24 protein-coding genes are annotated in these 25,885 nt (G+C 37.7%); 7 read left to right on the top strand and 17 right to left on the bottom strand.

All coding sequences use genetic code 11. The features are described from left to right. Positions 1–564 precede the first annotated feature (564 nt). From ELS83_RS10310 to ELS83_RS10275, 8 genes are all read right to left on the bottom strand, one after another. Positions 565–1,545 carry a chorismate synthase gene (locus ELS83_RS10310; RefSeq protein ID WP_171595488.1) on the bottom strand — a complete coding sequence of 327 codons (981 nt, stop codon included), beginning with the start codon at positions 1,543–1,545 and terminating at the stop codon, positions 565–567. 26 nt (positions 1,546–1,571) lie between these two features. Next, positions 1,572–2,120, bottom strand: coding sequence for a GNAT family N-acetyltransferase (locus tag ELS83_RS10305; protein WP_171595487.1), 549 nt, complete (start codon positions 2,118–2,120; stop codon positions 1,572–1,574). Positions 2,121–2,136: 16 nt separating this feature from the next. Beyond that, positions 2,137–2,568, bottom strand: a complete 432-nt coding sequence (locus ELS83_RS10300) for a 2-thiouracil desulfurase family protein (RefSeq protein WP_171595486.1) — start codon at positions 2,566–2,568, stop codon at positions 2,137–2,139. Between the two features lie 12 nt (positions 2,569–2,580). Next, positions 2,581–3,858, bottom strand: coding sequence for a 3-phosphoshikimate 1-carboxyvinyltransferase (gene aroA / locus ELS83_RS10295; protein WP_171595485.1), 1,278 nt, complete (start codon positions 3,856–3,858; stop codon positions 2,581–2,583). Positions 3,859–3,867: 9 nt separating this feature from the next. Beyond that, on the bottom strand, positions 3,868–4,911 hold the full coding sequence (aroB, locus tag ELS83_RS10290; RefSeq protein WP_171595484.1) for a 3-dehydroquinate synthase: 1,044 nt from the start codon (positions 4,909–4,911) through the stop codon (positions 3,868–3,870). Positions 4,912–4,995: 84 nt separating this feature from the next. Then, entirely contained in the window at positions 4,996–6,084 is a 1,089-nt protein-coding gene (locus ELS83_RS10285) for a bifunctional 3-deoxy-7-phosphoheptulonate synthase/chorismate mutase type II (protein ID WP_171595483.1), read from the bottom strand. A gap of 76 nt (positions 6,085–6,160) precedes the next feature. After that, complete coding sequence (locus ELS83_RS10280; protein ID WP_216616478.1) at positions 6,161–7,057, bottom strand: prephenate dehydrogenase; 897 nt, start codon at positions 7,055–7,057, stop codon at positions 6,161–6,163. Positions 7,058–7,061: 4 nt separating this feature from the next. Further along, entirely contained in the window at positions 7,062–8,225 is a 1,164-nt protein-coding gene (locus ELS83_RS10275; protein WP_171595481.1) for a pyridoxal phosphate-dependent aminotransferase, read from the bottom strand. A gap of 946 nt (positions 8,226–9,171) precedes the next feature. On the opposite strand from ELS83_RS10275, the gene ELS83_RS10270 reads away from it, so the two are divergent. The 6 genes from ELS83_RS10270 (at position 9,172) to trpA (ending at position 15,710) form a co-directional block, all read left to right on the top strand. After that, complete coding sequence (locus tag ELS83_RS10270; protein ID WP_171595480.1) at positions 9,172–10,572, top strand: anthranilate synthase component I family protein; 1,401 nt, start codon at positions 9,172–9,174, stop codon at positions 10,570–10,572. A gap of 3 nt (positions 10,573–10,575) precedes the next feature. Further along, complete coding sequence (locus ELS83_RS10265; protein WP_171595479.1) at positions 10,576–11,145, top strand: anthranilate synthase component II; 570 nt, start codon at positions 10,576–10,578, stop codon at positions 11,143–11,145. Positions 11,146–11,243: 98 nt separating this feature from the next. Further along, positions 11,244–12,230: an anthranilate phosphoribosyltransferase gene (gene trpD / locus ELS83_RS10260; RefSeq protein WP_171595478.1), complete on the top strand. Its 987-nt coding sequence runs from the start codon at positions 11,244–11,246 to the stop codon at positions 12,228–12,230. A 3-nt stretch (positions 12,231–12,233) separates the two neighbouring features. After that, a complete protein-coding gene (trpC, locus tag ELS83_RS10255; RefSeq protein WP_171595477.1) occupies positions 12,234–13,028 on the top strand; it encodes an indole-3-glycerol phosphate synthase TrpC in 795 nt (264 codons plus the stop codon). Positions 13,029–13,057: 29 nt separating this feature from the next. Beyond that, entirely contained in the window at positions 13,058–14,869 is a 1,812-nt protein-coding gene (gene trpB / locus ELS83_RS10250; RefSeq protein ID WP_171595476.1) for a tryptophan synthase subunit beta, read from the top strand. 91 nt (positions 14,870–14,960) lie between these two features. After that, positions 14,961–15,710, top strand: a complete 750-nt coding sequence (trpA, locus tag ELS83_RS10245) for a tryptophan synthase subunit alpha (RefSeq protein ID WP_171595475.1) — start codon at positions 14,961–14,963, stop codon at positions 15,708–15,710. Positions 15,711–15,824: 114 nt separating this feature from the next. Here trpA and ELS83_RS10240 read toward each other — a convergent pair whose 3' ends face one another. The 7 genes from ELS83_RS10240 to ELS83_RS10210 all read right to left on the bottom strand — a co-directional run bounded on the left by ELS83_RS10240 (position 15,825) and on the right by ELS83_RS10210 (position 22,209). Further along, positions 15,825–16,427, bottom strand: coding sequence for an NAD(P)H-dependent oxidoreductase (locus ELS83_RS10240; protein ID WP_171595474.1), 603 nt, complete (start codon positions 16,425–16,427; stop codon positions 15,825–15,827). Between the two features lie 8 nt (positions 16,428–16,435). Then, on the bottom strand, positions 16,436–17,344 hold the full coding sequence (locus ELS83_RS10235; protein ID WP_171595473.1) for a haloalkane dehalogenase: 909 nt from the start codon (positions 17,342–17,344) through the stop codon (positions 16,436–16,438). A 38-nt stretch (positions 17,345–17,382) separates the two neighbouring features. Beyond that, complete coding sequence (locus ELS83_RS10230; protein ID WP_171595472.1) at positions 17,383–17,964, bottom strand: flavodoxin family protein; 582 nt, start codon at positions 17,962–17,964, stop codon at positions 17,383–17,385. Positions 17,965–18,022: 58 nt separating this feature from the next. Beyond that, the gene (locus ELS83_RS10225; protein WP_171595471.1) at positions 18,023–18,604 is read right to left on the bottom strand and encodes a flavodoxin family protein; all 582 of its coding nucleotides are present in this window, start codon (positions 18,602–18,604) and stop codon (positions 18,023–18,025) included. Positions 18,605–18,726: 122 nt separating this feature from the next. Further along, positions 18,727–19,053 (bottom strand): ArsR/SmtB family transcription factor, encoded by a 327-nt coding sequence (locus ELS83_RS10220; protein WP_171595470.1) that lies wholly within the window; start codon positions 19,051–19,053, stop codon positions 18,727–18,729. 203 nt (positions 19,054–19,256) lie between these two features. Further along, positions 19,257–20,495, bottom strand: coding sequence for a TonB family protein (locus tag ELS83_RS10215; protein WP_171595469.1), 1,239 nt, complete (start codon positions 20,493–20,495; stop codon positions 19,257–19,259). Positions 20,496–21,144: 649 nt separating this feature from the next. Next, entirely contained in the window at positions 21,145–22,209 is a 1,065-nt protein-coding gene (locus tag ELS83_RS10210) for a tetratricopeptide repeat protein (protein WP_171595468.1), read from the bottom strand. Between the two features lie 187 nt (positions 22,210–22,396). Here ELS83_RS10210 and ELS83_RS10205 point away from each other — a divergent pair, with 187 nt between their 5' ends. After that, positions 22,397–22,546 (top strand): PspC domain-containing protein, encoded by a 150-nt coding sequence (locus tag ELS83_RS10205; RefSeq protein ID WP_171595467.1) that lies wholly within the window; start codon positions 22,397–22,399, stop codon positions 22,544–22,546. A gap of 185 nt (positions 22,547–22,731) precedes the next feature. Here the strand turns inward: ELS83_RS10205 and ELS83_RS10200 are convergent, their stop codons facing one another. Together ELS83_RS10200 and ELS83_RS10195 are read right to left on the bottom strand one after the other, a co-directional pair. Then, positions 22,732–24,645, bottom strand: coding sequence for a DUF4139 domain-containing protein (locus ELS83_RS10200; RefSeq protein WP_171595466.1), 1,914 nt, complete (start codon positions 24,643–24,645; stop codon positions 22,732–22,734). 203 nt (positions 24,646–24,848) lie between these two features. After that, on the bottom strand, positions 24,849–25,706 hold the full coding sequence (locus ELS83_RS10195) for a C39 family peptidase (protein ID WP_171595465.1): 858 nt from the start codon (positions 25,704–25,706) through the stop codon (positions 24,849–24,851). Positions 25,707–25,885: the final 179 nt, after the last annotated feature.

Here is a 25,885-nt window from a genome sequence, read left to right as displayed (position 1 = left end):
TCAGGCACGATTTATCCTGATGCAAATAGGGCAGCTACAATTATTGAATGTCCCTTAAACAGTGCAAACTTTTATTTTGCAGTTTTTGCCTGAAAGGCAAATCTTATTCTAGCCCAGGCCAAAGGAGAGTAGCGACTGTCGGCCTGGGGTTATGGCAATGGATTAAGTCCTTGCACTTGTTTCTGTCGATTTGTTCTGGGAATTTATTGCAACGGAAGGTGTGAATTCAGATACGGTCTGATCTTAACTCTTATAACTATTTGTAAGCCTAAAGATTTCATCTTTTTAGTAATTAGATATATATTAAAAAAAACAATAATATATATCTAAATAATATATGATATATATGAAAAACAATAATAATATATAATAAAAATATAAAAACTTAGGTCTCAAGCTTATGGGGATACGTATCAGAATAGTATAGATATAGGAAAGAACCTCTCACTTGTACAAATTGCTAGCATCCTAAATACGCGATCTATTCAATAAAAAAAGAGACACCAAATGGCATCTCTTTTCATTGATTGAAACATAGGTCTGAATATAACATGCAGCGACCTATTATCTTCTTGCTTGATCTATCAGTTTTAAATCTGCCAATGCAATGGCAGCAGCGGCTTCAATAATAACCGGAATACGAAGTGCAATACAGGCATCGTGGCGACCTTCTATCAGTAATTCTTCAACCTTTCCTTTGGCAAAATTCATGGTGTTTTGAACTTTCCCAATTGATGAAGTTGGCTTTATGGCTACACGAAAAACCAATTCGTTTCCATTGGTAATTCCACCGTTAATGCCACCTGCGTGGTTGGTTTCTGTTTTTCCATTTTCATCGATAAAATTATCGTTGTGCTCCGATCCTTTCATTTTTGCCGCTTCGAAACCCGAACCAAATTCAATTCCCTTGGTTGCAGGAATGGCAAAAATCAAATGGGAGATCATAGATTCAACCGAATCGAAAAATGGTTCTCCATATCCGATAGGAAGATTGTTTGCTTTACATTCCACAATTCCACCAATAGAATCATGTTCAAGCAGCGCCTCTTCAATGGCAGCATCAAAATCGGTTCTGCCACCTATTTCGGTAAGTTTCGCATCGATGTTAACATCTCCCAATATTTTTTTCGCCACCACACCGGCTGCTACAATTCCCAGGGTAATTCTACCCGAAAAGTGACCGCCACCAGTATAGTCATTGTTCTTGCCAAATTTATGTTGTGCCACAAAATCGGCATGACCGGGACGAGGACTATCCAATAAATTGCTGTAGTCTTTCGATTGGGTGTTTTTGTTTCTGAACAGGATAATTAAAGGAGCTCCGGTTGTTTTTCCCTCGAATGTTCCACTTAAAATGGCTGGTAAATCTTTCTCTATTCGGGGAGTGGTTCCTCGGGCGCCAGATTTTCTGCGACCTAAATCCTGCATTAAATCTTCTTCGGTTAGCGGAATTCCTGCGGGACAACCGTCAATGGTTATTCCAACTCCTTTTCCATGCGATTCACCAAATATGCTTAATCTGAATATTCTTCCGAAATTGTTCATATTTTATGCTGTTAATCTTGTGTGCTCTAAATTAATGTTTTTGTCATAATAACATTGTCTATATACTTGCCATCATGCATTTTTATGAATTTTTCTTGTCGACCCTTTTCTTCAAAACCAAATTTGTGGTACATGTGTAAACCGGCCAGGTTTGTTCCAAATACTTGCAACCATAACATTTCGATTTCACGATTTCTTTCGTAATAATCTATCATTTTCTGAAATAAAAGAGAACCAACACCACAATTTTGCCAATCTTCATGAACGCCCATGCCAATATATCCGGTGTGTTTCAGCATGCTTCTTCCGCTCGAACTAACATCGATATTGCCAATAATTTCACCCTCATATTCAGCAATCAGTAATAGGCTGTTTTGCGAATTGTTTAGCTCATTGATCCAAAGCTCAATTTCTGCATCCGATTTTTCAAATTCCTTCCTGGTAAACGGAATGGTGACTCCATTTATGTACGAAAGAATGCACTTTCTCAGCGAATGAGCATCAGAGCTATTTGCTTTACGTAATGTGATTTTTTTGCCGGATTTATTGGTGTGTATAGACGATTCGATTTTCATCGCTTAGTGTTTTGTTTTATTCTTTATAGTTTATTTCGTTTTTAATTTGAACTCCTTGTTTTGCCAGTTTATCGGCAGTAAGCCCATTTCCTTCTATCTTTTTGCCTGTGAAACTACCATCGTAAATTATTCCATATCCACATGATGGACTATTGGCTTTTAAAATGGCTTGTTTGCAGTTTAGTGTTTTGGCAATTTCGGCTACTTTTTGGGCTCCAAGTTCGAATTGTGCAGTGCAGTCCAATTGTTCCTTGCTTATTACAAAAATCTGATTTCCCTTCCTTACAATCTCGCAAGAGGTTCGGGGCGTTTCCAATCCTCCCAACTCTTCGGGACATAAGGGAATCGCTTTTCCCGCTAAAACCAATTCTTTGATTTCAGGCACAAGGTTGTTATTGCCATCGTACCTGCAATTTATACCTGCCAGACAGGAACTTACTATAATCATGAATCTTGATTTTTAAACAAATTGACTTTTGAAATAGAATTCTGCAATGCCACCGCCAATTTTTCTCAAATCCTTGAAAAAATCGGGATATGATTTTGCTACACAATCATGATCGCCAATTTCTACTGCATATTTGGAATTCAATCCGGCAACAGCCAAAGCCATGGCAATTCTATGATCGTTATTGCTGTTAGAAATACCACCTTTTAACCTTCCTCCAGGAATCACCATTTCATCACCTTCTATGCGGATAGGAACAGCAAGTTTCCCAAATTCTTTCTGAAGAACAATTCCCCTGTTGCTTTCTTTGTGTTCCAATCGGTGTACTCCTTTAATTCGGGTATCGCCATTGCAATGAACGGCCAAAGCAACCAATGGCGGGAAAAGATCGGGACAATGTGTAGCATCAAATTCAAAGGCATTCAGTGCTTTTTTCTCTACTGTTAGACTGTTCTCTTTCCAGTGCAGGCTTGCACCACACTTTTTCAAGGCATCAAGAATAGCAATGTCGGCCTGGTACGAATACGGATTTAAATTTTCAAGCGTAAGCTTTCCTTTTAATGCTCCGGCTACCAAAAGTGGTGCTGCCGAACTCCAATCGGATTCAACGGCGTATTCTGTTGCTTTGTATTGCTGATTTCCTTTAATTATAAAGCGTTTGTAGTTTTCATGACTGATTTCAATCCCAAAATCTTTCAGTAAATCAATGGTCATATTGATATAAGGAATGCTCTTAAGATTTGTTACTTCCAGAATTGTATCTTGCTTTCGACATGGCAGGGCCATTAAAAGTCCGGTAAGAAATTGCGAGCCAAGTGCTCCATTAATTACGGCAGTGTTATTTTTATAAGCACCCTGCAATTGTATGGGCAAAACACCTTTGCCAGGATTTTTGCATTTAATTCCCAGGGCTTCCAATCCTTCAAGAATATTGTGCACAGGGCGTTTAAGAATACTTCCACGACCATTAATGCTTACCGGTTCAGGATTCAAGGCCAAAATAGGAGAGAACATTCTTAAGGATAATCCTGATTCTCCTACCATTACCGATTGTGCAGCTTTCAAATGATTGCCTTTCACAATTATTTTGTGTCCCAAATCCATGACATCGGCACCCATTTTTTGTATGATATCTGTAGCTGCCGAGGCATCGTCGCATCTACATGGATTTAAGATACTTGTTTCACCTTTTGCCAAGGCAGCAGCTGCCAATGCTCTTTGCATCATGCTTTTAGAGCTGGGAGGAGTTAATTTCCCTTTTATATTTGAATTTTGTATCCTGACTCTCATGCTTTTGTCTTATTGTATTGGTTTTGGGTCTTTGCAAAGGCGAATCACTTTGCTTTTTAAATCTTCAATTGGAATAGCTTTAATACTAGCTTCTCCAATGCTGTTTAATAGGATAAAGTCGATAGATGAACGATTCTTTTTCTTGTCTTTAATCAGAAAATTATTGATTGTTTCTGCCGGAACTTCATGATCAACAGGCAGTTTATACATTCTGAGAAGACTAATCACCTCATAACTTTGATCGGAACTCAATCCACTCATTTCCTCTGAAAGTCTTGTGGCTAGTGCCATACCAACTGATACCGCCTCGCCATGTGTTAAATCGGAATTGTTCTCGATGGCATGTCCAATGGTGTGTCCAAAATTCAATTTCTTGCGTTCACCTTTTTCAAAAGGATCTTTGTTTACTACTTCTGTTTTGATGGATACTGCTCTGTAAATCAGATCTTCCATAAGTGCGGCATCCAGGTTTAAAAGTGCATCTTTATTCTCTTTCAAAAATTCGAAGAGATCTTTATCCTTAATGAAAGCATGTTTAATTACCTCTCCAAATCCACTTCTGATTTCGCGCTCAGGCAATGTTCTTAAAAGTTGCGGATCGCAAATCACAAATTGGGGTGGGTTAAAAACCCCAATCATATTTTTAAGTTTGCCGAAATTGATTCCATTTTTGCCACCAACGCTGGCATCAACCTGCGAGAGCAGGGAAGTAGAAATGAAACCAAAGTCTAGGCCTCTCATGAAAACAGATGCTACAAATCCTGTTACATCGCAAACTAATCCGCCTCCCATTCCAAGGAGGTAACTGTTTCTATCGGCACCACCAGCCAGTAGTTTTTCAACGATTTTTGCAACTGATGACCAGGTTTTGATCTCTTCACCACAGCCAATTATAATGTGGTCAAAGTCATCGACAAAACTTTTGTAATGGGCGTAGATGTTTTCATCGCAAATTAAAAAGCACTTTTTTTCAGGCAGGTATTTTTGAATGTTAAGATAAGATTCACCAATTAAAATTGTGCTGTTCTGATTTTCGATGTGTATGCTTTTCATTCTTTAAATAGATGTTAGATGAAAGTTGACAGATATGAGAAATTGCTTGCTTAATTTCTCATACCCTCAATCTTATATCTCGGTTTACGAATTCATGATATCTTCCTGCTGGTTGATAGATTCCTGGTGAATTGCTTTGAACAAGTTATTGATGAATTGTTCGCTGAATCCTTTTTTCTTCCCGTTTTCAAGGCTTTTTTCAAGAATCTGTCCCCAACGTTTATTCTGTAATACAGTGATGTTATTTTCTTTCTTGTAATGTCCGATTGTTTTGGCAACCTGCATTCTATTTTCCAGTAATTCAAGAAGTTTCTGGTCGAAATCATCAATCAGGTGTCTCAATTCACCCAGTGTATTATTGATTACTTCGTTGTCTGCTTCCGGATCACGAAGTACTAAGTTAGCTAAAAGTTCTTCAAGTGACTTAGGAGTTAGCTGTTGTTTTGCATCACTCCATGCTTCTTCGGGCTTGCAATGCGATTCAACAATCAAACCTTCGTAGTTCAGGTCCATGGCTTTCTGGGTAACTTCATCCAATAAATTTCTGTCGCCGGTAATATGGCTAGGGTCACAGAATATTGGCAAATTTGGAAGTCTTCTTTTCAGTTCAATCGGAATTTGCCATTGTGGATCGTTTCTGTATTTCAGTTTTTGGTAAGTTGAGAATCCACGGTGAATGGCAGCAAGTTTGGTAATGCCAACAGCGCTTAATCGCTCAATTGCACCAATCCACAGTTCCAAATCAGGATTAATAGGATTTTTTACCAAGACAGGAATGTCTTTTCCGCGCAAAGCGTCAGCAATTTCCTGAACGGCAAAAGGGTTTACAGTGGTTCTGGCACCAATCCAAAGAATATCTACACCAGCGCCTAGTGCCAATTCAACATGTTTGCCGTTGGCAACCTCGGTAGCCGTTAGCATTCCTGTTTCGGCTTTTACTTTTTGCAACCAGATTAAGCCTTGCGCACCAATGCCTTCGAAACTGTTCGGACGGGTTCTGGGCTTCCAAATTCCTGCACGGAAAATCGGAATTCCGGCCGCTTTAATTCCTTTGGCTGTTTCCAACACCTGTTCTTCAGTTTCTGCACTACATGGTCCGCCAATAATTAATGGTCTGTCAACATTTTCTATTGGCCAACTGCTAAGGTCTGCTATTTCAATTTTTTTGCTCATGCTATTTTGATATTAACTCTTTTTTCGAGTGATTAAAAATTTGGTTTATTTCTTATGATATTTGTCTCTTGACTTTTTATGCTCTTCTTATTTTTTTAGCATTCTTGATGGTTTCAGCCTCGTTTCGTTCTTTTTCATCTAAGACCCTGCTAATGTCATTGGCTTCGTTTATCAAATCGTCAACTCCTCCTAAATCGTTATTCTCAATCCGATCTTTAAATTGCTGAAGGGTATCGATATACTTTTGAAGCACTTTCCCGATGTTCTTTTTGTTCTGGTGAAAAATAGGGGTCCACATTTCAGCCGAACTTTTTGCCAATCGAACTGTTGAGTCGAAACCACCACTTGCCAGTTCAAAAATGTGCTTGTCCTTTTTCTCTTTATGAAGTACGGTAAGTGACAAAGCGAATGCACTAATGTGAGAAAGGTGAGAAACATATGCAGTTTGTCTGTCGTGAACTTCGGCATCCATGTATACACATCGCATTTGCAGTGTATGGAACATGTCGCTAATCATGTTAACGGCATCTTTATCGGAATCCTCAGGATTACATATGATCGAACACTTGCCATCAAATAAGCCCGAATGTGCCGCTTTAGGACCAGAAAACTCGGTACCCGCCATAGGATGGGCAGGAACATATTGCTTTCGTTTTGGATGATTTGCAATGCATTCAATCAACTGCTCTTTGGTTGATCCTAAGTCGGTTACAACTTGCTGGTCGACCATGTCCATGATTTCGGGTAAAGCTCTCAAACAGGCGCTTACCGGAATGGCAAGAATCACCACATGCGACGATTCAACTGCAGTTCTTAAATCCTGAATTTCATCTGCAAGGCCTATTTTCTTTGCCTGGTGAGCATGCATTGGATTATTGTCAACGCCTATCACCTTATCGGCAAAACCACGTTGCTTCAGATCCAAAGCAATCGATCCACCAATTAATCCTAATCCTATAACTGAAACTATCATTTTCTTAATTTTTTCTTGATTTTTCGATACGTTGAATTGCCTCATTAATTACAGATTCACTACTGCATAAAGAAATTCTGATGTATCTTTTTCCTTGTTCTCCAAAAATGCCACCTGGAGTAATAAATACCTTTGCTTGTTTTAAAATCTCATCGCTCAACTCGTAGCAATCTTTATACTGATCAGGAATGGATGCCCAAACAAACATTCCACTCTGGTCGGCACTAGGCTTACAATTGATCAATTTCATTAAAGAAAACACAAGCTCTCTTCTGTTTTTGTACACCTGATTAATAGAATCGTACCAGCTTTTATCATGGCTTAAGGCTTTAATAGCAGCCTGTTGTACCGGGTAAAACATGCCCGAATCCATATTGGTTTTCACCTTTAAAACCGGCTCAAGAAGTTCCTTGCTTCCGCAGATCATTCCCACTCTCCAACCTGGCATATTGTGCGATTTACTCAGTGAGTTCAATTCCAGGCAACAATCTTTGGCTCCTTCAATATTCATAATGCTCATTGGCTGATCATTCAGAATAAAGCTGTAAGGATTGTCGTTCACAATTAGGATGTTGTGTTTTCGTCCAAATGCCACAATTCTTTCCAGTAAATCTTTGCTTGCTCTTGCTCCTGTTGGCATGTGTGGATAATTGATCCACATGATTTTTACCTTCGATAGATCTCTTTTTTCCAATTCATCAAGATCTGGTTGCCAGTTGTGCTCTTCGCAAAGCGGATATGAAATGATTTTACCTCCCAGTAAATTAGTTACCGACTTATAGGTTGGGTAGGATGGGTCTGGAATTAAAACCTCGTCACCTTCATTCAGGTAAGCCAAAGAGGTAATCATGATCCCTTCCTTAGAACCCATAAGTGGAAGAACCTCATTATCAGGATTGATATCTACATCAAAATAAGTTTTATACCATTTCGAAAAGCCCTGGCGTAGGGCAGGAATTCCCTGGTAGCTCTGGTATCCATGACTTTTTGGATGTATACAGGCTTCTTTTAAAGAGTTCCAGGTATCTTCCGATGGAGTCATATCCGGATCTCCGATTCCTAGGTTTAAAACTTTTACTTCACCCTCGTTCAAGCGTGCAATCTCCTTCAGTTTTACCGAGAAGTAGTACTCTTTAATTACTTGGGTTCTGTTTGCTGGTTGAATCATTTCTATTGTTTGTTAAAAATTTGGTTTTGGTCTTATTCAAAAAAAAATCCTGCTCTTTTCGGGCAGGATCTTTTATACTTTTTACTTGAGTTATGGTATAAGGCATCCCGCCCGATTTGTGTTAAACCAGAAATAATAAAAATAAAATCGGTATGTAAATGCTCTGTTACTCATAGTTCAAATTATGCATAAAAAAAGGTCTTACCTGTTGGGCAAGACCTTTGATTTATATTCTTCGTATTACTACATATCAATTCTTGCCCTTATCTTGTTGGATAAAAGTAAAACCAAAAATAAAAATAGTTAGAAATGTATGTAGATACTGTTTTCATCGCTGTTTTGTGCGTTAATTCTGATTCAAATGTATGAATTAATTTTTTACCTGCAAATTTAAATTGCTTTACTTAATGAAATGTTAACGTTTGAGAAAGTAAAGTTGACTTCCTCTTTTACCTGCAAAAACAGGTCTTTCAGGACTTTTTAATGAAAATTAAATTTTTCTTTATTGCTTGTTTGATAATGGGGGTAAGAATAGAGAAAGTGTACTTTATTAAAATTTGACCCATTTAAATAGGGGTGTTTTGAAATTATTTCTGATACGATATCTGAATTTTAAAAATTAACAAAAAATATACATTCGCTTTAAAGTGCAATGTTTATGGGCCGTACAGAACTTTGTAGGGTTAAAAATCAGGATGAAACCAAAGAAACACATTTGGAATTTGAAAAAATTATTCTTTAGATTTGTAAAGACAAAAACAGAAAAAAATGTTCGGATTGAATAGCAAATATTGGTGGTGGCACAACTGTAATCTCTCAAATACCATGAGCGGAAGTGTCCTCCCTATGTGCTAAAATCAAACGAAAAGAAAAGATAAAGCAAGCGGCCTACTGAAACTCAGTAGGCCGCTTTTTTTTTACCTAACTCGAAAAACAACTATTAGTCATGATAAAATTTAAATACCTGAAAAAAGAACTACTTGCCGATGTAATCACCCCGGTAAGCATGTATCTAAAACTTCGAGATCGTTTTCCTGGTGCGATTTTATTGGAAAGTTCGGATTATCACAGTCCGGAAAATGCCAGTTCATTTATTGCATTGGAACCCATTGCAAGCATTCAATTGAAAAATGGAGATTTAATAGAAGAGGTTTTTGGCAACAAACAAGTCATTGATGCAAGGGGAAAGGGCAAACGATTTGTTTCGGAACGCTTAAAAGCTTTTGTTAATCAATTCGATTTAGAAGATAAAGAGAGTGTTACCAAAGCCAACGCCCTTTTCGGATATACTGCTTACGACGCCGTTCCTTTTTTCGAAGATCTGGATTTTAATACAGAGAAAAAGCAATCCGGAATTCCACAGATGAGATATTCGTTGTACCGTTTCATTATAGAGGTAAACCACTTCAACAATACCTTGAAAATTATTGAGTTGGTTGAGAATGGAAATGAATCCAGAATTCGTGAGGTTTCTGATTTGTTGAGAAACAGAACTTTGCCAGCTTTTACTTTTGCTTTGGAAGGGCAGGAGCAATCGAATATGGATGACAAGGCTTATATGGATATGGTAAGTAAAGGGAAACAGCATTGCAGAAGAGGTGATGTTTTTCAGATTGTTTTGTCAAGACAGTTTTCGCATGATTATAAAGGTGATGATTTTAACTTGTATCGAGCACTTCGATCTATAAATCCATCACCTTATTTGTTTTATTTCGATTATGGTTCGTACCGAATTATGGGGTCCTCGCCAGAGGCTCAAATCGAAATCAAGAACAAGAAAGCATACATCCATCCAATAGCTGGAACTTTCAGACGAACTGGTGATTCGATAAAAGATGCAGCCTTAGCAGAAGAGCTTCTTAATGATGAAAAAGAGCAGAGCGAACATGTGATGTTGGTGGATCTGGCTCGAAACGATTTAAGCCGCGATGCACAAAATATCAAGGTAGAAACCTTTAGAGAAGTGCAGTATTTCTCTCATGTTATTCACTTGGTATCGAAAGTATCTGGAGAATTACCCGAAGATTATAACCCTTTCCAATTGATGGGAGATACTTTTCCCGCAGGAACCTTATCGGGGGCACCAAAATATCGAGCCATGCAACTGATTGATGAATATGAACCAACGGCTCGTGGATTTTATGGTGGTTGCATTGGTGCTCTTGGGTTTAATGGTGAAGTAAACCAGGCCATCATGATTCGAAGCTTCTTAAGTAAAAACAACAAATTGTATTACCAGGCCGGAGCAGGAGTGGTGGAAAAATCGAGCGAAGAGAGTGAATTAAACGAGGTTAGTAACAAGCTGGCAGCTTTGCGTAAAGCAATGGAATTGGCTCAAAATATTTAAGAGATGAAAATATTGGTATTGGATAATTACGATTCGTTCACCTACAATTTGGTGGAATATCTGCGAAAGCTTGGAGCTACTGATGTGGAAGTGTTTCGTAACCGTGAAATAGAAATTGAAGAAGTAGCCAAATACGATAAAATTCTTTTGTCGCCGGGACCAGGAATTCCTGATGAGGCGGGCATTTTAAAAGACCTGATTAAAGAGTATGCAGCTACAAAATCTATTCTGGGAGTTTGTCTTGGAGAGCAGGCTATTGCCGAGGTTTTTGGCGGTAGCATCGAAAACCTGAATAAAGTGTACCATGGTGTGGCAACATCGGTCTATAGAACAGAAAGCACAGGTGGAGTTCTTGAGGGAATTGAAAAGGAATTTCAGGCAGGGAGATATCATTCATGGAATGTAATGGAGCAGGATTTGCCCGACTGTCTGGAGATTACTTGCCGCGATTCGGAAGGTGCTATCATGGGAATTCGCCACAAAGAATATGATGTGGAAGGAGTTCAGTTTCATCCTGAATCGGTTTTAACTCCTAATGGAATGAAAATGATTGAGAATTGGTTGAAGAATTAAGTTGTCTCTTGCAAGCTCAAGTTTGTGTTAGCCTTGAGCTTGAAACTTGAAAAGATTAAAACTGATTCTTTTATAAAAAATCAAGAAAATTAAAACAAATGAAAAACATATTACAACACCTGTTCGAACACAAAAGCCTTAAAAGAGATGAAGCCAGGGAGGTGCTGATTCAGATTACCAAAGGGGATTTTAACGAATTTCAAATTACCTCCTTTCTAACTGTATTCATGATGCGTAGCATTACTGTTGATGAGTTGACCGGTTTTCGAGAAGCACTACTCGAGTTGGGAATACCTGTTGATTTATCGGAATACAATGGCGTTGATTTGTGTGGAACAGGTGGTGATGGCAAAAACACTTTTAACATTTCAACCCTGGCATCATTCGTAGTAGCGGGAGCCAGAGAAATGGTTACCAAACATGGAAATTACGGAGTTTCTTCTTTCTGTGGATCGTCCAATGTAATTGAGCATTTGGGGTACGAATTCAAAAGCAAGGAGGAAGATTTGAAAAGGGATTTAGACAGAGCAGGGATTTGCTTTTTGCATGCTCCTTTATTCAATCCTGCCATGAAGAATATTGCGCCAATTCGTCGTAACTTGGGTGTAAGAACCTTTTTTAACATGTTAGGTCCGCTGGTGAATCCATCGAGACCAAAGCATCAGATTGTAGGAGTGTTCGACCTGGAATTGGCACGTTTGTACCAGTATTTGTTGCAGCAAACCGATTCGAAATATACCATTATTCATGGTGTTGATGGTTACGATGAGGTTTCTTTAACCGATAAGGTGAAATTGATTGGAAATGGGATGGAAGAACTTCTTGAACCAGATGATTTTGGTCATAGAAAATTAGATCCAACCGAATTGCATGGAGGTGAAAATGTGGAGCAGGCAGCGAGGATTTTTACCGATATCCTGAAAGGAGAGGGAACAGATGCTCAGAATGCCGTAGTGACCAGGAATGCAGGTTTGGCCATTCATTGTTTGCGTCCTGAAATAAGCAGGGGAGATGCCATTGCAAGGGCGGTTGAGTCTTTGGAATCGGGCAAGGCATACGAGGTGTTGAAGAAATTAACGAATTAGAAAATGAGTGCGAAACAAAATATATTAGATCGAATTGTTCAGAAAAAACTGGCTGAGGTTGCCGTTCAGAAAATGAAACAGCCTATTTACCAGGTGATGAGCGAGAAGAATTTTAAGCGCAAGTGTTACTCTGCCAAGGAATCGATTCGCAAGGCAGGAGCTTCTGGGGTTATTGCTGAATTCAAGCGCCAGTCTCCTTCTAAGGGTGTAATTAATGGAACTGCAAAACCGAATGAAGTGGTTGGAAAGTACCAGAAAGCCGGTGCCTCAATGGTTTCAGTGCTTACTGATGAAAGTTTTTTTGGTGCAAAAAGCGAAGACTTTGAAACAGCCAGAAAGACCTTGCAGATTCCTCTCTTGCGAAAAGAGTTTATTGTAGATCCATACCAGATTTATCAATCGAAAGCCATGGGTGCCGATGTGGTTTTGCTAATTGCAGCCATTTTAACTCCTCAGCGCTGCAAAGATTTTGCATTTCTTGCAAAAGAATTGGGCATGGAGGTATTGCTTGAACTTCATGATGAATCGGAATTACAGCATGTCAATAAATTTGTGGATTTGGTGGGAATCAACAATCGAAACCTAAAAACTTTTGCCGTGGATACAGATAAATCGATACAGCTAGCTGGAAAATTGCCTGAAGATATGATTCGCGTTGCGGAGAGTGGTTTAAGTAGCTCAGGTATTGTTAAAGAAATGAGAGACAAAGGATTTCAGGCATTCCTGATGGGGGAATATTTTATGAAACAAAGTTCTCCGGGAGATGCTTGTCGGGAGTTCATTAAGGAAATCATGTAATAACTATTATCTCTTAAATAACCAAAATAATGAAGATCAAGCTTTGTGGATTAAAATATAGCAAGAACATTAAAGAGTTGGTGCAGCTACCACTTGATTATGCAGGATTTATCTTCTATCCAAAATCACCAAGATATGTAGGAGAAGAGTTCGATCCGGCCATTCCTGCAATGTTTCCTGAAAGCACCCGTAAAGTGGGGGTTTTTGTGAATGAGGAATTGCAATCTCTTCTGGAAAAAGGAGAGAAATATCAACTGGATGTTATTCAGTTGCATGGTGGTGAATCTACAGAATATTGTCGAAAAGTAAAAGATGCAGGTTTTGAGTTGGTTAAGGCTTTTCAGATGAATGAAAGCTTTCAATTTCAGAGCTTGAAGGAGTATGAAAATGTATGTGACTTCTTTCTTTTCGATACCAAAACAGAAAACTACGGAGGAAGCGGCAGAAAATTTAACTGGAAGGTGTTGGAAAAGTACAAAGGAACAACTCCATTTTTTTTGAGTGGGGGAATTGGAGCTCAGGATGCCGAACAAATCAAACAATTTACGCATGAATGTTTGTATGCATTGGATTTAAACTCGGGCTTTGAATTGCAACCTGCAAAGAAAAATGCAGACCAGCTGGAGATCTTCCTGAATAAATTGGAATTGGAAAGTATGAAGAAGGATAAATTTGCTGTAGACCAAAGAGGGTATTACGGAGAGTTTGGAGGAGCTTATATTCCGGAACTTTTGCGTAAGAATGTTGATGAATTGCAAGAAAACTACCTGAAAATTCTTGGGTCGGAGCAGTTTAGGAAAGATTATGCCCGCCTGTTAGATAACTATGTTGGAAGACCAACTCCATTGACCAAAGCAGGGAACCTTTCCAGGCGATATGGAACCAATATCTACCTGAAAAGAGAAGATTTAACCCATACCGGGGCACATAAAATCAACAATACCATTGGGCAGATTTTATTGGCCAAATACATGGGTAAAAAACGAATTATTGCTGAAACAGGAGCTGGACAACATGGAGTTGCCACTGCCACGGTTTGTGCTTTGTTCGACCTGGAATGCGTGGTGTATATGGGCGCATTGGATGTGGAAAGACAAGCACCCAATGTGGCTCGAATGAAGATGTTAGGCGCCAAGGTAATTCCTGCAATTTCGGGCAATCAAACTTTGAAAGATGCTACCAACGAAGCCATTCGCGACTGGATTGCCAATCCTGAATCCTTCTACCTGATCGGATCGGTGGTTGGTCCACATCCTTACCCCGATTTGGTAACCCGCTTACAATCGATTATTTCGGAAGAAATTCGTGAACAGTTGGAAAAAGAGACTGGAAATCCGAATCCGGATTATGTAATTGCTTGTGTAGGTGGCGGAAGCAATGCTGCCGGAGCATTTTATCATTACTTGAACGAAAGAAAAGTAAAACTGGTGGCAGTAGAAGCTTCAGGTTTGGGTGTTGATAGTGGAGAAACAGCTGCAACCATTACCATTGGTGATATCGGCTTTATCCACGGAAGTAAAACCATGCTGATGCAAGATGAGGATGGACAAATTACCGAACCATACTCTATTTCGGCAGGATTGGATTACCCGGGAGTTGGGCCTTTGCATGCACACCTGGCCGTGTCGGGAAGGGCAGACTTTCTTTCGGCTACCGATCAGGAAGCTTTGAATGCGGCAAAAGTGCTGGCCGAATCGGAAGGGATCATTCCCGCGCTTGAATCATCGCATGCACTGGCTGTATTGGAAAAAATGCAGTTTAAAAAAGATGATGTTGTGGTGATTAATCTTTCGGGGCGTGGCGATAAGGATATGGAGACGTACATGAAACACTTTGCTTAAATTATTAATGATTTGGGATTAATGAGCATAGAATAACAGTTTTCTACACTTCAGTCATCAATCACCAATCATTAACCATTAACTATTACCGATGAACAGAATTGATCAATTATTTCAAAATAAACAAAAGGATATTTTGTCAATTTATTTTCCTGCCGGATATCCTAAATTAGGGGATACACTTCCTACTTTACAAATGTTGCAGGATAAAGGTGTTGATTTGGTGGAGATTGGGATTCCATTTTCCGATCCGCTGGCCGATGGACCCGTAATTCAAAGTGCGGCCAAACAAGCGCTTGACAATGGCATGAGTTTACAACTCTTGTTTAATCAATTGCGCGATGCACGTAAAAGTATTACAATGCCTTTGATTTTGATGGGATATTGGAATACGGTGTACAAGTTTGGCGTAGATGCCTTTCTGGATGAATGCAAAAAGACAGGGATTGATGGTGTGATTTTACCCGACTTGCCTCTGGAAGAGTACACAGAAGATTACCAAAGCAAATTTGAAGCTGCAGGTGTTCACAATGTGCTGCTGGTTACACCACAAACTACCGATAAGCGTTTAAGCATTATAGAAAAAGCTGCGAGCGGATTCTTGTACATGGTTTCGAGTGCTGCCACAACAGGAGGAGCACTACAGGCAAGCAAAGAACGTGAGGAGTATTTCAGGAAAATTGCTGCACTGGAAATTCCATCTCTAATTGGTTTTGGAATTCATGATAAAGCAAGTTTTCAACATGCTGCCAGCTTCTCTAATGGGGCAATTATTGGAACTGCCTTTATCAAGGCATTGGAGAAGGGACAAGCGAATGAATTTATTGGATCTTTAAGTTAGTGTGCTGCGCACTAGCTTTGTATCATATTGCTAAAAAAGCCAGGCTTATGCCTTGGCTTTTACTATTAATCGCTACTTCACGAGAATACTCGTGCAGTTTATTTTCCAATAGACTTAATCCATTCCTAATTGTTGATATACATCAATTAAGTCTTCGTGTATTTTTTCGTTGGTATATTTAAGGCCATCGGCTCTTCTTGAATCATCAATCAGTTCGACCCATTTTTCTCCAAATTTTTTAACTTCTTCATCTGCGCAAGCATCAGCATTGAACATATAAAGCGGTTGTGCATAATTCATTTTAGCCAGGTTTGCAGTTAGCTGCAAGGGTTTCATTAATTCAGGCACGCTGGCAAACATATGAAATCCATTGTAGTTTTTAGCCTGTCCGCCAACTGAACAGATGATTTGCAAATCCTTGCCACTCAGCTTGTCTCCCTTGCTACCATAAGCAAATTGATACTGAAGTACATCATCAAACCATTTTTTCAAAAGAGGTGTTACCGACCACCAATACATTGGGAATTGCAAGACGATTCTGTCGTGTTCTTGCAATAGTTTTTGTTCTTTTTCAACATCAATTTGAAAGTCAGGATATTCGGAGTACATGTCTCTCGAAGTGTATATTTTTCCGCTTTGCTCCAATTGTTCTTTCCAGGTTCGATTTACTCTTGATGCTTTTAAATCTGGGTGAAATACTAAATGTAAAATTTTCATTTCTAAACTTATTTTTTAATCATTCCAAAATGTTCCAAAGCTTTCTGGGCAATTACTTGTCCACCTGCTTCTTGTACAAAGTGCCCACCTTCGGGAACTTCAAGTGGTTCAGGACATCCTTTTATTAATTCTTTCATATAATTCATTACCGGAGGACCTAACATCGGGTCTTTCATGCCAACTGCCATAAAGCTTTCTCCCTTCCATTGTCTGTTCCAATATCCTGCTGCCCTTAAAGATGTTTCAACACCATCCATATCGGGCTTTTCAGCAACCAGGTGTGGAAATTTTCTAACTCCTGCTTTGTAGCTTGCATCAGGGAAAGGTGCTTCATATGCTTTGGCTTCATCATTCTTTATGCCGGGTGCATGTTTCTTGAAAAGTTTTACCAAATCAACATTTTCCTGGCCTGTAATTTCATTTTTCCATTCGGCAAATACCGGGCCGGCAGGCTGGCCATTAATTAGAGCCGTATTCATAATGAGAAGTCGTTTGAAACGCTCTGGCATGTCCATTGGCAATGTTAAACCTAAGAGTCCGCCCCAATCTTGACAGACAAGTGTGATGTTTTTCAGATTCAGTGTTTCAATCAGTTGAATCAGGAAATTTCTATGAAAATCGAAAGTGTAAACATCTTCACTTACTGGTTTATCGGATTTCCCGAAACCATATAAATCGGGCGCAATGCTGCGGATTCCATTTGCAGAAAAGATGGGAATCATTTTACGATATAAATAACTCCAGCTTGGCTCACCATGCAAGCAAAGAAATACTTCTTCCGAATCTGGATTTCCTTCGTCCAAATAATGAGCTCTTAATCCTTCATATCCTTTCAGGTTTTCAATATAATTGGGCGTAAAGTTGTAATCTGGAAGATTTGTAAATCTTTCATCCGGTGTTCTTAATTTTTCTATCATGATTCATCCTTATTTTTAGTTATTGATTTGTAAGGTTCTTAACTCACCAGCTCCTGTGTCAACTGGTTCGCCAACATATTGGCTTCTTCTTCGTATGCAGTAACATCTGCATTTGCTGCACCAGTGATTAATCCTGTTGCACGAATTACATGAAGTTCCAAACCATATAAATTCATGAAAAACTGAAATCTCTCTACTATATCAAGATGTTTTTCTTCAACATCGCCCTGACTCAGGATCAGGACAGCCTTTTTGCCTTCCGGTAATCGACTTGTATATGGATTTTCATTCTCATAATTCACTTCAACATGCGACCATGTTCTATCCAGGAAAGATTTGAATTGGCCTGTTGTATCTCCGTAATAAACCGGGCTCGAAAACACGATAATATCTGCTTCACGCATTGCATCCAATACCTCCTCTAAATCATCTTTCAGAACACATTTGTCTAGTTTTGAATGACAAGCCTCACAGCCCTGGCAACCTCTGTAGTTTATTCCATTCAAATAATAGGATTTTACACTGGCCCCGTTTTCTTGCGAAGTTTCAACAAAAGACTGTGCAATTCTCGCACTTGTTCCTTTCTTTCTCGGACTTCCAATAATGTTTAAAATTTTCATATTTTTAATGTTGATATGCACATCTATGCATGTAAGTTGATAAAAGATTTCGATAAAACTATTTTGTTACTTCCAATCTTAATTGCTTGCCCAATTCATAAGCTTCGTTCAAAGCTGTCTTATTATGCTTCACAGGTGAGTCGTAGTACTCTTTGCTCGAAGTACCAACCAGGTATTTTTGCTCAAACTTAGCTCCAAAGAAGTCTGCGATTCGTTTAATAACGGAAATGGCACTCTCAATTCCAGCTTCTTCAATAGTTTTTCCAGCATAACTAGATAATAGAACAACTTGCTTATTGGGGTGCATATTGTTAAAATCTGAGCCATAAAGCCTATCGATAAAGGTCTTGGTTTGTGCACTTACATCGTACCAATAAATAGGGGATGCAATTACGAAAACATCAGCTTCTTCAAAGTCTTGATATAAATTGTAAATATCATCTTTAAATACACAGCGATTGCTCTTTCCGGTTTTACAAGCCTGACAACCTTTGCAATAACCGATATTCTGATTTTGTAGGAATATTTCTTGTATTTTGGCTTCGGGATGAGTTTCTCTAACTCCTTTTAAATAATTCTCTAATAAATGAGCTGTGCTTCCTTTTTTGTTGGGACTACCCAGTATTGCAAAAATTTTCATATTCTTCGTGTTAGTGTGCGCATTTATGCACATAAAAGTTTAAAATAATATGTATTGATTTTGATTTATCTCGTATTTATCGTGCTTGCATGCACAGATATGCATATGTTATGGTAAATTTTTTATTCGTTAGATGTACATGTATCCATTAATTTTCTTAGTTCTGAAGAAGTATTCTCAAACATTTTTGTGATGTACTCGCAATTCAACTGATAATAAATAAACTTCGATCTTTTCTCTTTAATCAGAATGTTTTGCTGATACATTTGATCCAAGTGGCGCGAAATTACCGATCTATCCTGGGGAAAGTGTTCAGCTATTTCTCCAATATTCAACCATTCGTAGCTAGACAGAAAGTTTACCAATTCGAAACGAACAGGATCGAAAAAGGTGATAAAGAATTTTGAATTGATAGTTTGATCAATTCCTACGTATAACTTTTCTGGCATCGCTTAAATGTTTTATGTGTGCAAATATATGCACATGTGATCAATTATCCAAAAAAGGATTTGTTAAAAAATTGTAAATGATGGGGGAGATGGTGTAATGTGCGTGTAATTAGGTGGTTATTGGTTTGCTGAATGTTTTTATCGATAGATTGCTGGCTTTTTTGCGTTTAAGCATAATTGCTGATAAGAATAAAATAATTGAATTACATAAAATAAAAGTTAATTGGTACAGTGTAACTCACTCTTTTGGGCAATTGATTTATAAAGGCTGGCGTCCACAAGGGTGATGATAACACCGCTTTTATGGCGGCTTTATCGAGTAGAGGGTGCACAGGCTTTACAACTTGTGCATTTTGAACTTTTCCTTCGAGATTGATTTCAAAGTTTACTAAAACTCTACCTGTAATTCCATTGTTGATGCAGCTTACAGGGTATTTAACTGCTTTTGCAATAAAGTATTGGAATCCTTGCTGATTGTATTTTCCAAATTTTGGAAGATCTTCAAGTTTAATGGCTTTCTCATTGTAGTCATGGCTTAAAGGTTCGAAAGGATCCATTTTTCGTTGTTCCAAAGCATTATAAATATTATAACGGTTTGAATTGCCAGTATGATCATAAAAAAGCCATCTGTCATTCATATATCCATTTTGATATGAACCTGAGAAAACTTTTTTGCCATCTACAGAATAACGTATAATGTTTCCATGCAAAAGGGAATCTTTAAAATTTCGTTCCAACAGAACACATTCTTTGCTGTTTGTCCAACTGATTGTTTTTAAACATCCCGTACCATTTTTTAGATTACCTGAAAAGTTGGATAGAGAATCTAATCCTTCCGTAATCATTAATGAAATGGGGGTGTCATTTGAGTACATCAGTTTAGAAATTAGACTGCCCTCTATAGTATAGTGAATACTTTCTCCATGTAATTTACCATCCTTGTATATGGATATTTCTTTTAAATTTCCACTAGCATAATAGGTTTTTACTTCGCCATGTAGTTTGCCTTTTCTGTAATATTCTTCAGACTGGATGTTTCCATTTTCATGATAACCAGTTTGTGGTCCAATTAATGAATCGTTATAGTAGGTTAGAACAGAGATTAAGGTTTTATTTCTTGAATAAATCCATTTTCCTTCCTTCTTATCATGTTTATAATTACCCATAATCTTTAAAGATGAATTTGGTTGATACAACCATTCTCCTTCTTTCAAGTTGTTTTGATAATGTCCCTTTATTTGTATGACATTGTTGTTTTTGAAGATATATCGACCTTCTTTGATTGCTGGATCATTACTTCTAACATAAAATACTTCTGCTGTTTTGCCACCACTATTTACATTGATCACTTCAGAACATTCTGTTTGAGCTAAGAGAAATGAATGCATACTAAGCAAACTTATCAGTAGCAGAATATAGTTTTTGGTTAGTTTTTCATACATGGTTTTGATTTGTTTTACTGGCTTAGCTCAGTTAAATTTCAATTATAAGACATGTGTTAATTTTATTTGAAGGTGTAATAATAACAATTATAAATTAAATATTGATAATTAAGTTTGTGATTTATTAAATCTGTATGTCGCTATGCATAAAACAATTTTAATATCTAAGTCATGTTTGATATAAAGTTTAGACTGTAATAGTAGAAAATGTTTTAAATATCAATAAAAAATAAAAACAGTTAAATAGGCGTATTACTTGACTTTAGAACAAAAATTAAACATAGAAAATGAGAAGTTAGATAAAAAGTGTTCATAAAAAATTTTTTATGTAATTAATAATTTCTAACTTCGTTATGTTTTTAGTTAAATAATGAGTTCCGGCCGGATACATTAAATTAAAATAGGATAGGAGTGGAAGTGGCAGATTGAAAGGATTATAATTCTGTTTTAGCTTGAGAGCTCCTTATTTGGTTTAAATGGATTTTTTAAACCGTATGTTAATATTGGAAATACTCGATACGGATGCATGGGCATTCTATCATATTCTTTAATAATTTAGTAGTAATAGTTGGGATGGAGAGCTAGGCGGCTCTCCATTTTCTTTGTTCCCTTTGTTACCCTTTGTTTGCCGTTCAAAATGAGTGGAAGATTAATGTTTTAAGCGGTGAAAACAGTTCGAATCGTCAATTTCCAGCGGATTTGCAGCAAACCACTTGATGAACTCATCATACTTTTCCCTGTTAAGATTGTACCATGAATCGAATTCATCAGGGGCACCTTTCATAAGCAACCAATAGTTGTAACACTCGAAAAGATCATCTTCGATCAGAAATTTGTGCCAATCGAAAACAAGATTTGGATGCATCTGGTCAAATTTCCTGTCGAAATAAAACATGCAATGTTCCGATCGAATTTTATTCAATGATTCCAGGTTGATGGAATCTGTTACTGTTATGGCAAACATTAATCCAGGTTCGTATATCATTGAAAATGGTAATTTACCAGTCATATTGTCTGCACGAAATTCATGATTTTTGCAAAAACTCACCATTATTGTTGAGTCTGTAGTAAATTGTATCTCACTTTTATAGGTGTCGAATAATAATTTACTGATTTCTTCGGTTCGTTTCGATCCTCGTTCGATGTTCATAAACATCTCACCATATAACATGCCCCACATTTCTTCTGTCGACCTACAAAATAATTTCGTTAACCAGTAGTAATTCGAGGAGAAATTTGGATCGGCCATTACGCCTTTCTCGTAAAATTTAATGGCTTGGTTTAAATCATCGCCTTGCATATTTCCCAACTCGAGGTATAATCTTCCTGAATTTGGAAAAAGTTCCAAGCCTTTATTATAAGCAGCAATTGCCTTTTTCGGTTTTCCGGCCATTGAGTAGGCATTGCCAAGCATTTGGTAACACTGATCATTAATTTTATTCATTTTCACCACATACTCAAAATATTCGCAGGCCGTTGCATAGTCCTTTTTTAAAATATAGGCATAGCCAATTTCGTAAGGGTAGTTGAAATTTCTTCGATCTAATTTCCAGGATTCTTCGAGAAGTTGAATCGACTCATCGTAATTTCCCTGGTCCATTATGGCAATGGCCTCTTTTGCTTTTTCGTAGGCTTTTTCTTTGTCTGTTTTTGCTTGGCTAAATGATACAATGTTGATACTAAGAAATAGTATCAGGAATAGGAGGTTTTTCATATTTGTTAGTTTAGTGTATTGATGGATGTTGGATGTGCGGTTATTTATATAATATAATGTTTTGTACAATTTACAAAAAAAGGAAGTTCAATTCTAGGGGGTTGATTGTGAAATTTTTAAATGTTTGATTTGTTAATTAGTCTGAATAAAAATTGTATCTTAACGGCTCATCAATAAAAATTAGAATATGATTTTAGGAGTATCAGAATGGCTCAGCGGAAAGTTGGGCTGGAGCGTTACCTTTATTCGAGTAGCATTTGTTGTATCGGTTTTGGTTTTTGGTGCCGGAATAGGTTTGTATCTTATTCTATGGTTGGTAAAAATGTTTTCGAATTGATATAATTTGGCAATTGGAATGTATGACGACACCATTTAAGTGTCGTTTTTTTAATAAATCCCGAAGGAGTTCCATGTCGATAGCTTGTTGTTTATTTTTAGATAAACCAGAATTGGATTGTAGATAAACAGCTGTAATAAACATTGGAATCCTGCGGAATCTATTTGGAATTGGATTTGTTCCGTTTATTCAATTACCAAGTCTCGGTATTTCGGATATTTTACCGAATACCTTAGTTCTGTTTCCTTTTTATCGCCTGGTTTCAGTTCAAACTCCCACTTTATTTCACCACTATCACCATCATGTTTTGCCTGACTCAGGTGCAGAATATTAATTTCAATTTCCGAACGTGAAGATACAGGAACCTGGTCCAGTAAAATTAATTTCACTTTTTGACTTTTGTTGTTTTTAATAGTTGTTTTCCAGGCAATGGTCTCTTCCTTCTTTTTGGCCAACATTTTACTGGCCGAAAAATCTTTTACTTTTTCCCTGTTTACACTGATATTTTTATCAATTCCGAGTGAAACCTGCAGTGTGTCGCCTGCTTGTCTCAAGTCAAGTAAACTTTTCCCGATGTAAGTATCTTCGAAAAAAACATTGGCTTCACCATCAAGCAGGTTGTATTGTTCCCAATTGGTGATATTGGCCAACAGGAATGCATTTTTGTCTATTTTTGGGATACAATAGTATTCATACATTGCGGGTATTTCGTACTCCGACATGTTAATGGCAAAATTAGAATTGCCAGATTTTATGGAGTAGGGCCTTTGAATTTCAAAACTTACCGATGTTTTACTTTCCACTTGGTTTACTGCAATTGGAATGCTTTTCATCTCATACTTTTTGACTTTTGGTGCTTTTTGTACAGATACTCCTGCAACTTTTCCTTGCAGCTCGTCAAAAATAGGAGCATATTCTTCGTCGAACATATCCTTATCGGAAGATGAATAACCAGTAACAATCACTTCATCTAAGCCAAGAGAAGCTGTTTCAAGATTGACATTCATTCGTGATCCTGAAATAGGAAGTGTTTGTGTGTTCATACCAACAAATGAGTATACCAATTCGCTGGCATTGTTCGGAATGGTAATGGAATAGTTCCCATCGATATCTGTAACTGTGCCAATACTTGTTCCTTTTACGATCACATTTACACCAGGTATTCCCAAACCATCCTCATCAGAAATAACTGTTCCAATAATGCTGTTCGATTGCATTTGGTAAACAGGTGGTTTGCTGTAATAATCCAAATAGTAGGTAATGAGTTGAGGTGCTACGCCCGATGTATTTGGGTCGGCCGATGAGAAAGTAAGCTTTACATTCTTCCAGTCAACTTGTGTATTTTGACTTACATTGGCTTTATAAATAAGCTCAATAGGCTCATTCACATTGCTCGATCTGATGTCATAACTGGGAAACCAACCGGCATTGTTCACCAGGTATGAAAGTTCCATAGGGAATGCTTTACTTGCCTTGGCATCTACCTTTACCAGAATCTCACCAGTAGGATATTCCTTCTCGTTACTTACATTTCGTACCTGTTTTTCAAGGTCAATTTGTTCCTGGTGTAAATCTCGTAAAGTGTTTTTTCTCTCGATCTGTTTTAGCTTTAAGCTTGTGAGTTTTTTGCTGTAGTAATCGGCAGTTTGTTGCAGGTTGCTTAAAGATAACTGTTCATTTTTACCTCCAATATCGCGATTGTCTTTTAAAAAGTCCAACTCTTCTTTCAGGACAGAAAGATGGGCCTTTTCCACTTCAATTGTAGTCCGTAGTGCGTCCAGTTTATCCTGTAAGCTTTGCAATTCTTTCGATTTCTCTGATTTACTCAAATGGTTCAGTTGATGATTTACCGATAGAACTGTCAATTCACCCTTGGCTTTCAATTGTATGCTTTTGGCATCGATAAAAGGAGAGAGGTTTACAAATTTGATCAGGCTTTTTCCTCTGGTAAGTTGAACGTTTTTCTTTCGGAGCACCTGTGCTCCATCCAGAAATACGATGGCCTCTTTTACTTCGGTTTGAACTTTTTGTTCAGGAATTTCCTGTGCGAATAGATTGCTGAAAATCAGGCTGAAAATTAAAATACTTATTGTTCTCATATTTTTTGTTTTCTTGAAGGATGCAATCAGAACAGGAATTCCATAAAATAAAATTGATTTTTTTAATTTGTGATTTTCAATAAATCAGTTTGGATTTCATTTGAACAGAAAAAAAACCAGGCAGTTTGCCCGGTTTACACTTTGCCTTGTTTGTAGTTGTTGTTGAGCTAGTCTGCAGATTAATATAATCTTAAGGCAATATTTTAATTCTTGAATATCTTTTTTACAAGAACCTGTTTCTTTGTATCGGTCATTTTAACAATGTATACATCGGCAGGAAGGTGGTTTGTAGCCAGTTGAATTAATGAATTGCCCTTATTTGCTTTAGTCTGTAAGCATCTGCCTACTTTATCGTAAAGGTTAACTTGTACAATATTTCTAGAATTGTTGATATCGATAGAACCGGAATTGTTACTCAAATAAACTTCAGATTCGCCATTTGTGATATCCTCAACTGCTGTAACAATGTGATTTGAGAGTGCATGGAGCCAAACTTTTCCATCTTGTGTGCTACAGGTTGAACTGGTTAGCACTTTTTCCATCTCCTTTACAGGATATTTCACATACTTCCCATCGGTAGGTCCATCGCCACTATAACCGCCACCGCAAACTTGTTTGTTCCAGCTGCCCGCCGGATCATTCACATAGAAATAATCGTCGTCGTAACCTACAATTAATACCACATGACCATAGGAAGTAAAATAGGCATGTGCTACCACAGGAAAACCATCATCAAGCAGGCTTTTAATTTTAGCAACAGAACCAGATGTAGTACCAGAATCTTTTACACCCAGACTGTATTTACCGGCAAGATTATTAAACATGGCTTCGAATCCCTCTACCGTTTGCGCTTTTTTGGTGCCATATTGTTTGCTGATTAGGTCGGGAGTGATGTCTTCTACACCATAATATTTAAGCAACATGGCCATACATGTATTTTGACAGCTTCCACCAGGATTTGTACTGTTGTTGTACTGGAAAAAATAAGGTACATCATCAATGTATTGCCCTAAGGTATTAAGGCTTAAAAATAGGGTCAGAAGTAATAGAAAATGTTTCATCTTATGATTTGTTGAGTTAAAGGTTCAGACAAATATAAGAATTAATTGGTAGTACATCTTACATGCTATGTATTTTTCTAAAATAGATTATAGGGCTCAAGAATGTAAGCTGATAATATTAATCTATGTTTGGCGCAAATTGAATGGCTTTTGGCAAATGTTTAGATTGCCAGCAAAGT

This window comes from Marinifilum caeruleilacunae, from assembly GCF_013141825.1.
Classification (GTDB): Bacteria; Bacteroidota; Bacteroidia; order Bacteroidales; family Marinifilaceae; genus Marinifilum; species Marinifilum caeruleilacunae.
This window is presented reverse-complemented; position numbering and strand designations above follow the sequence as displayed.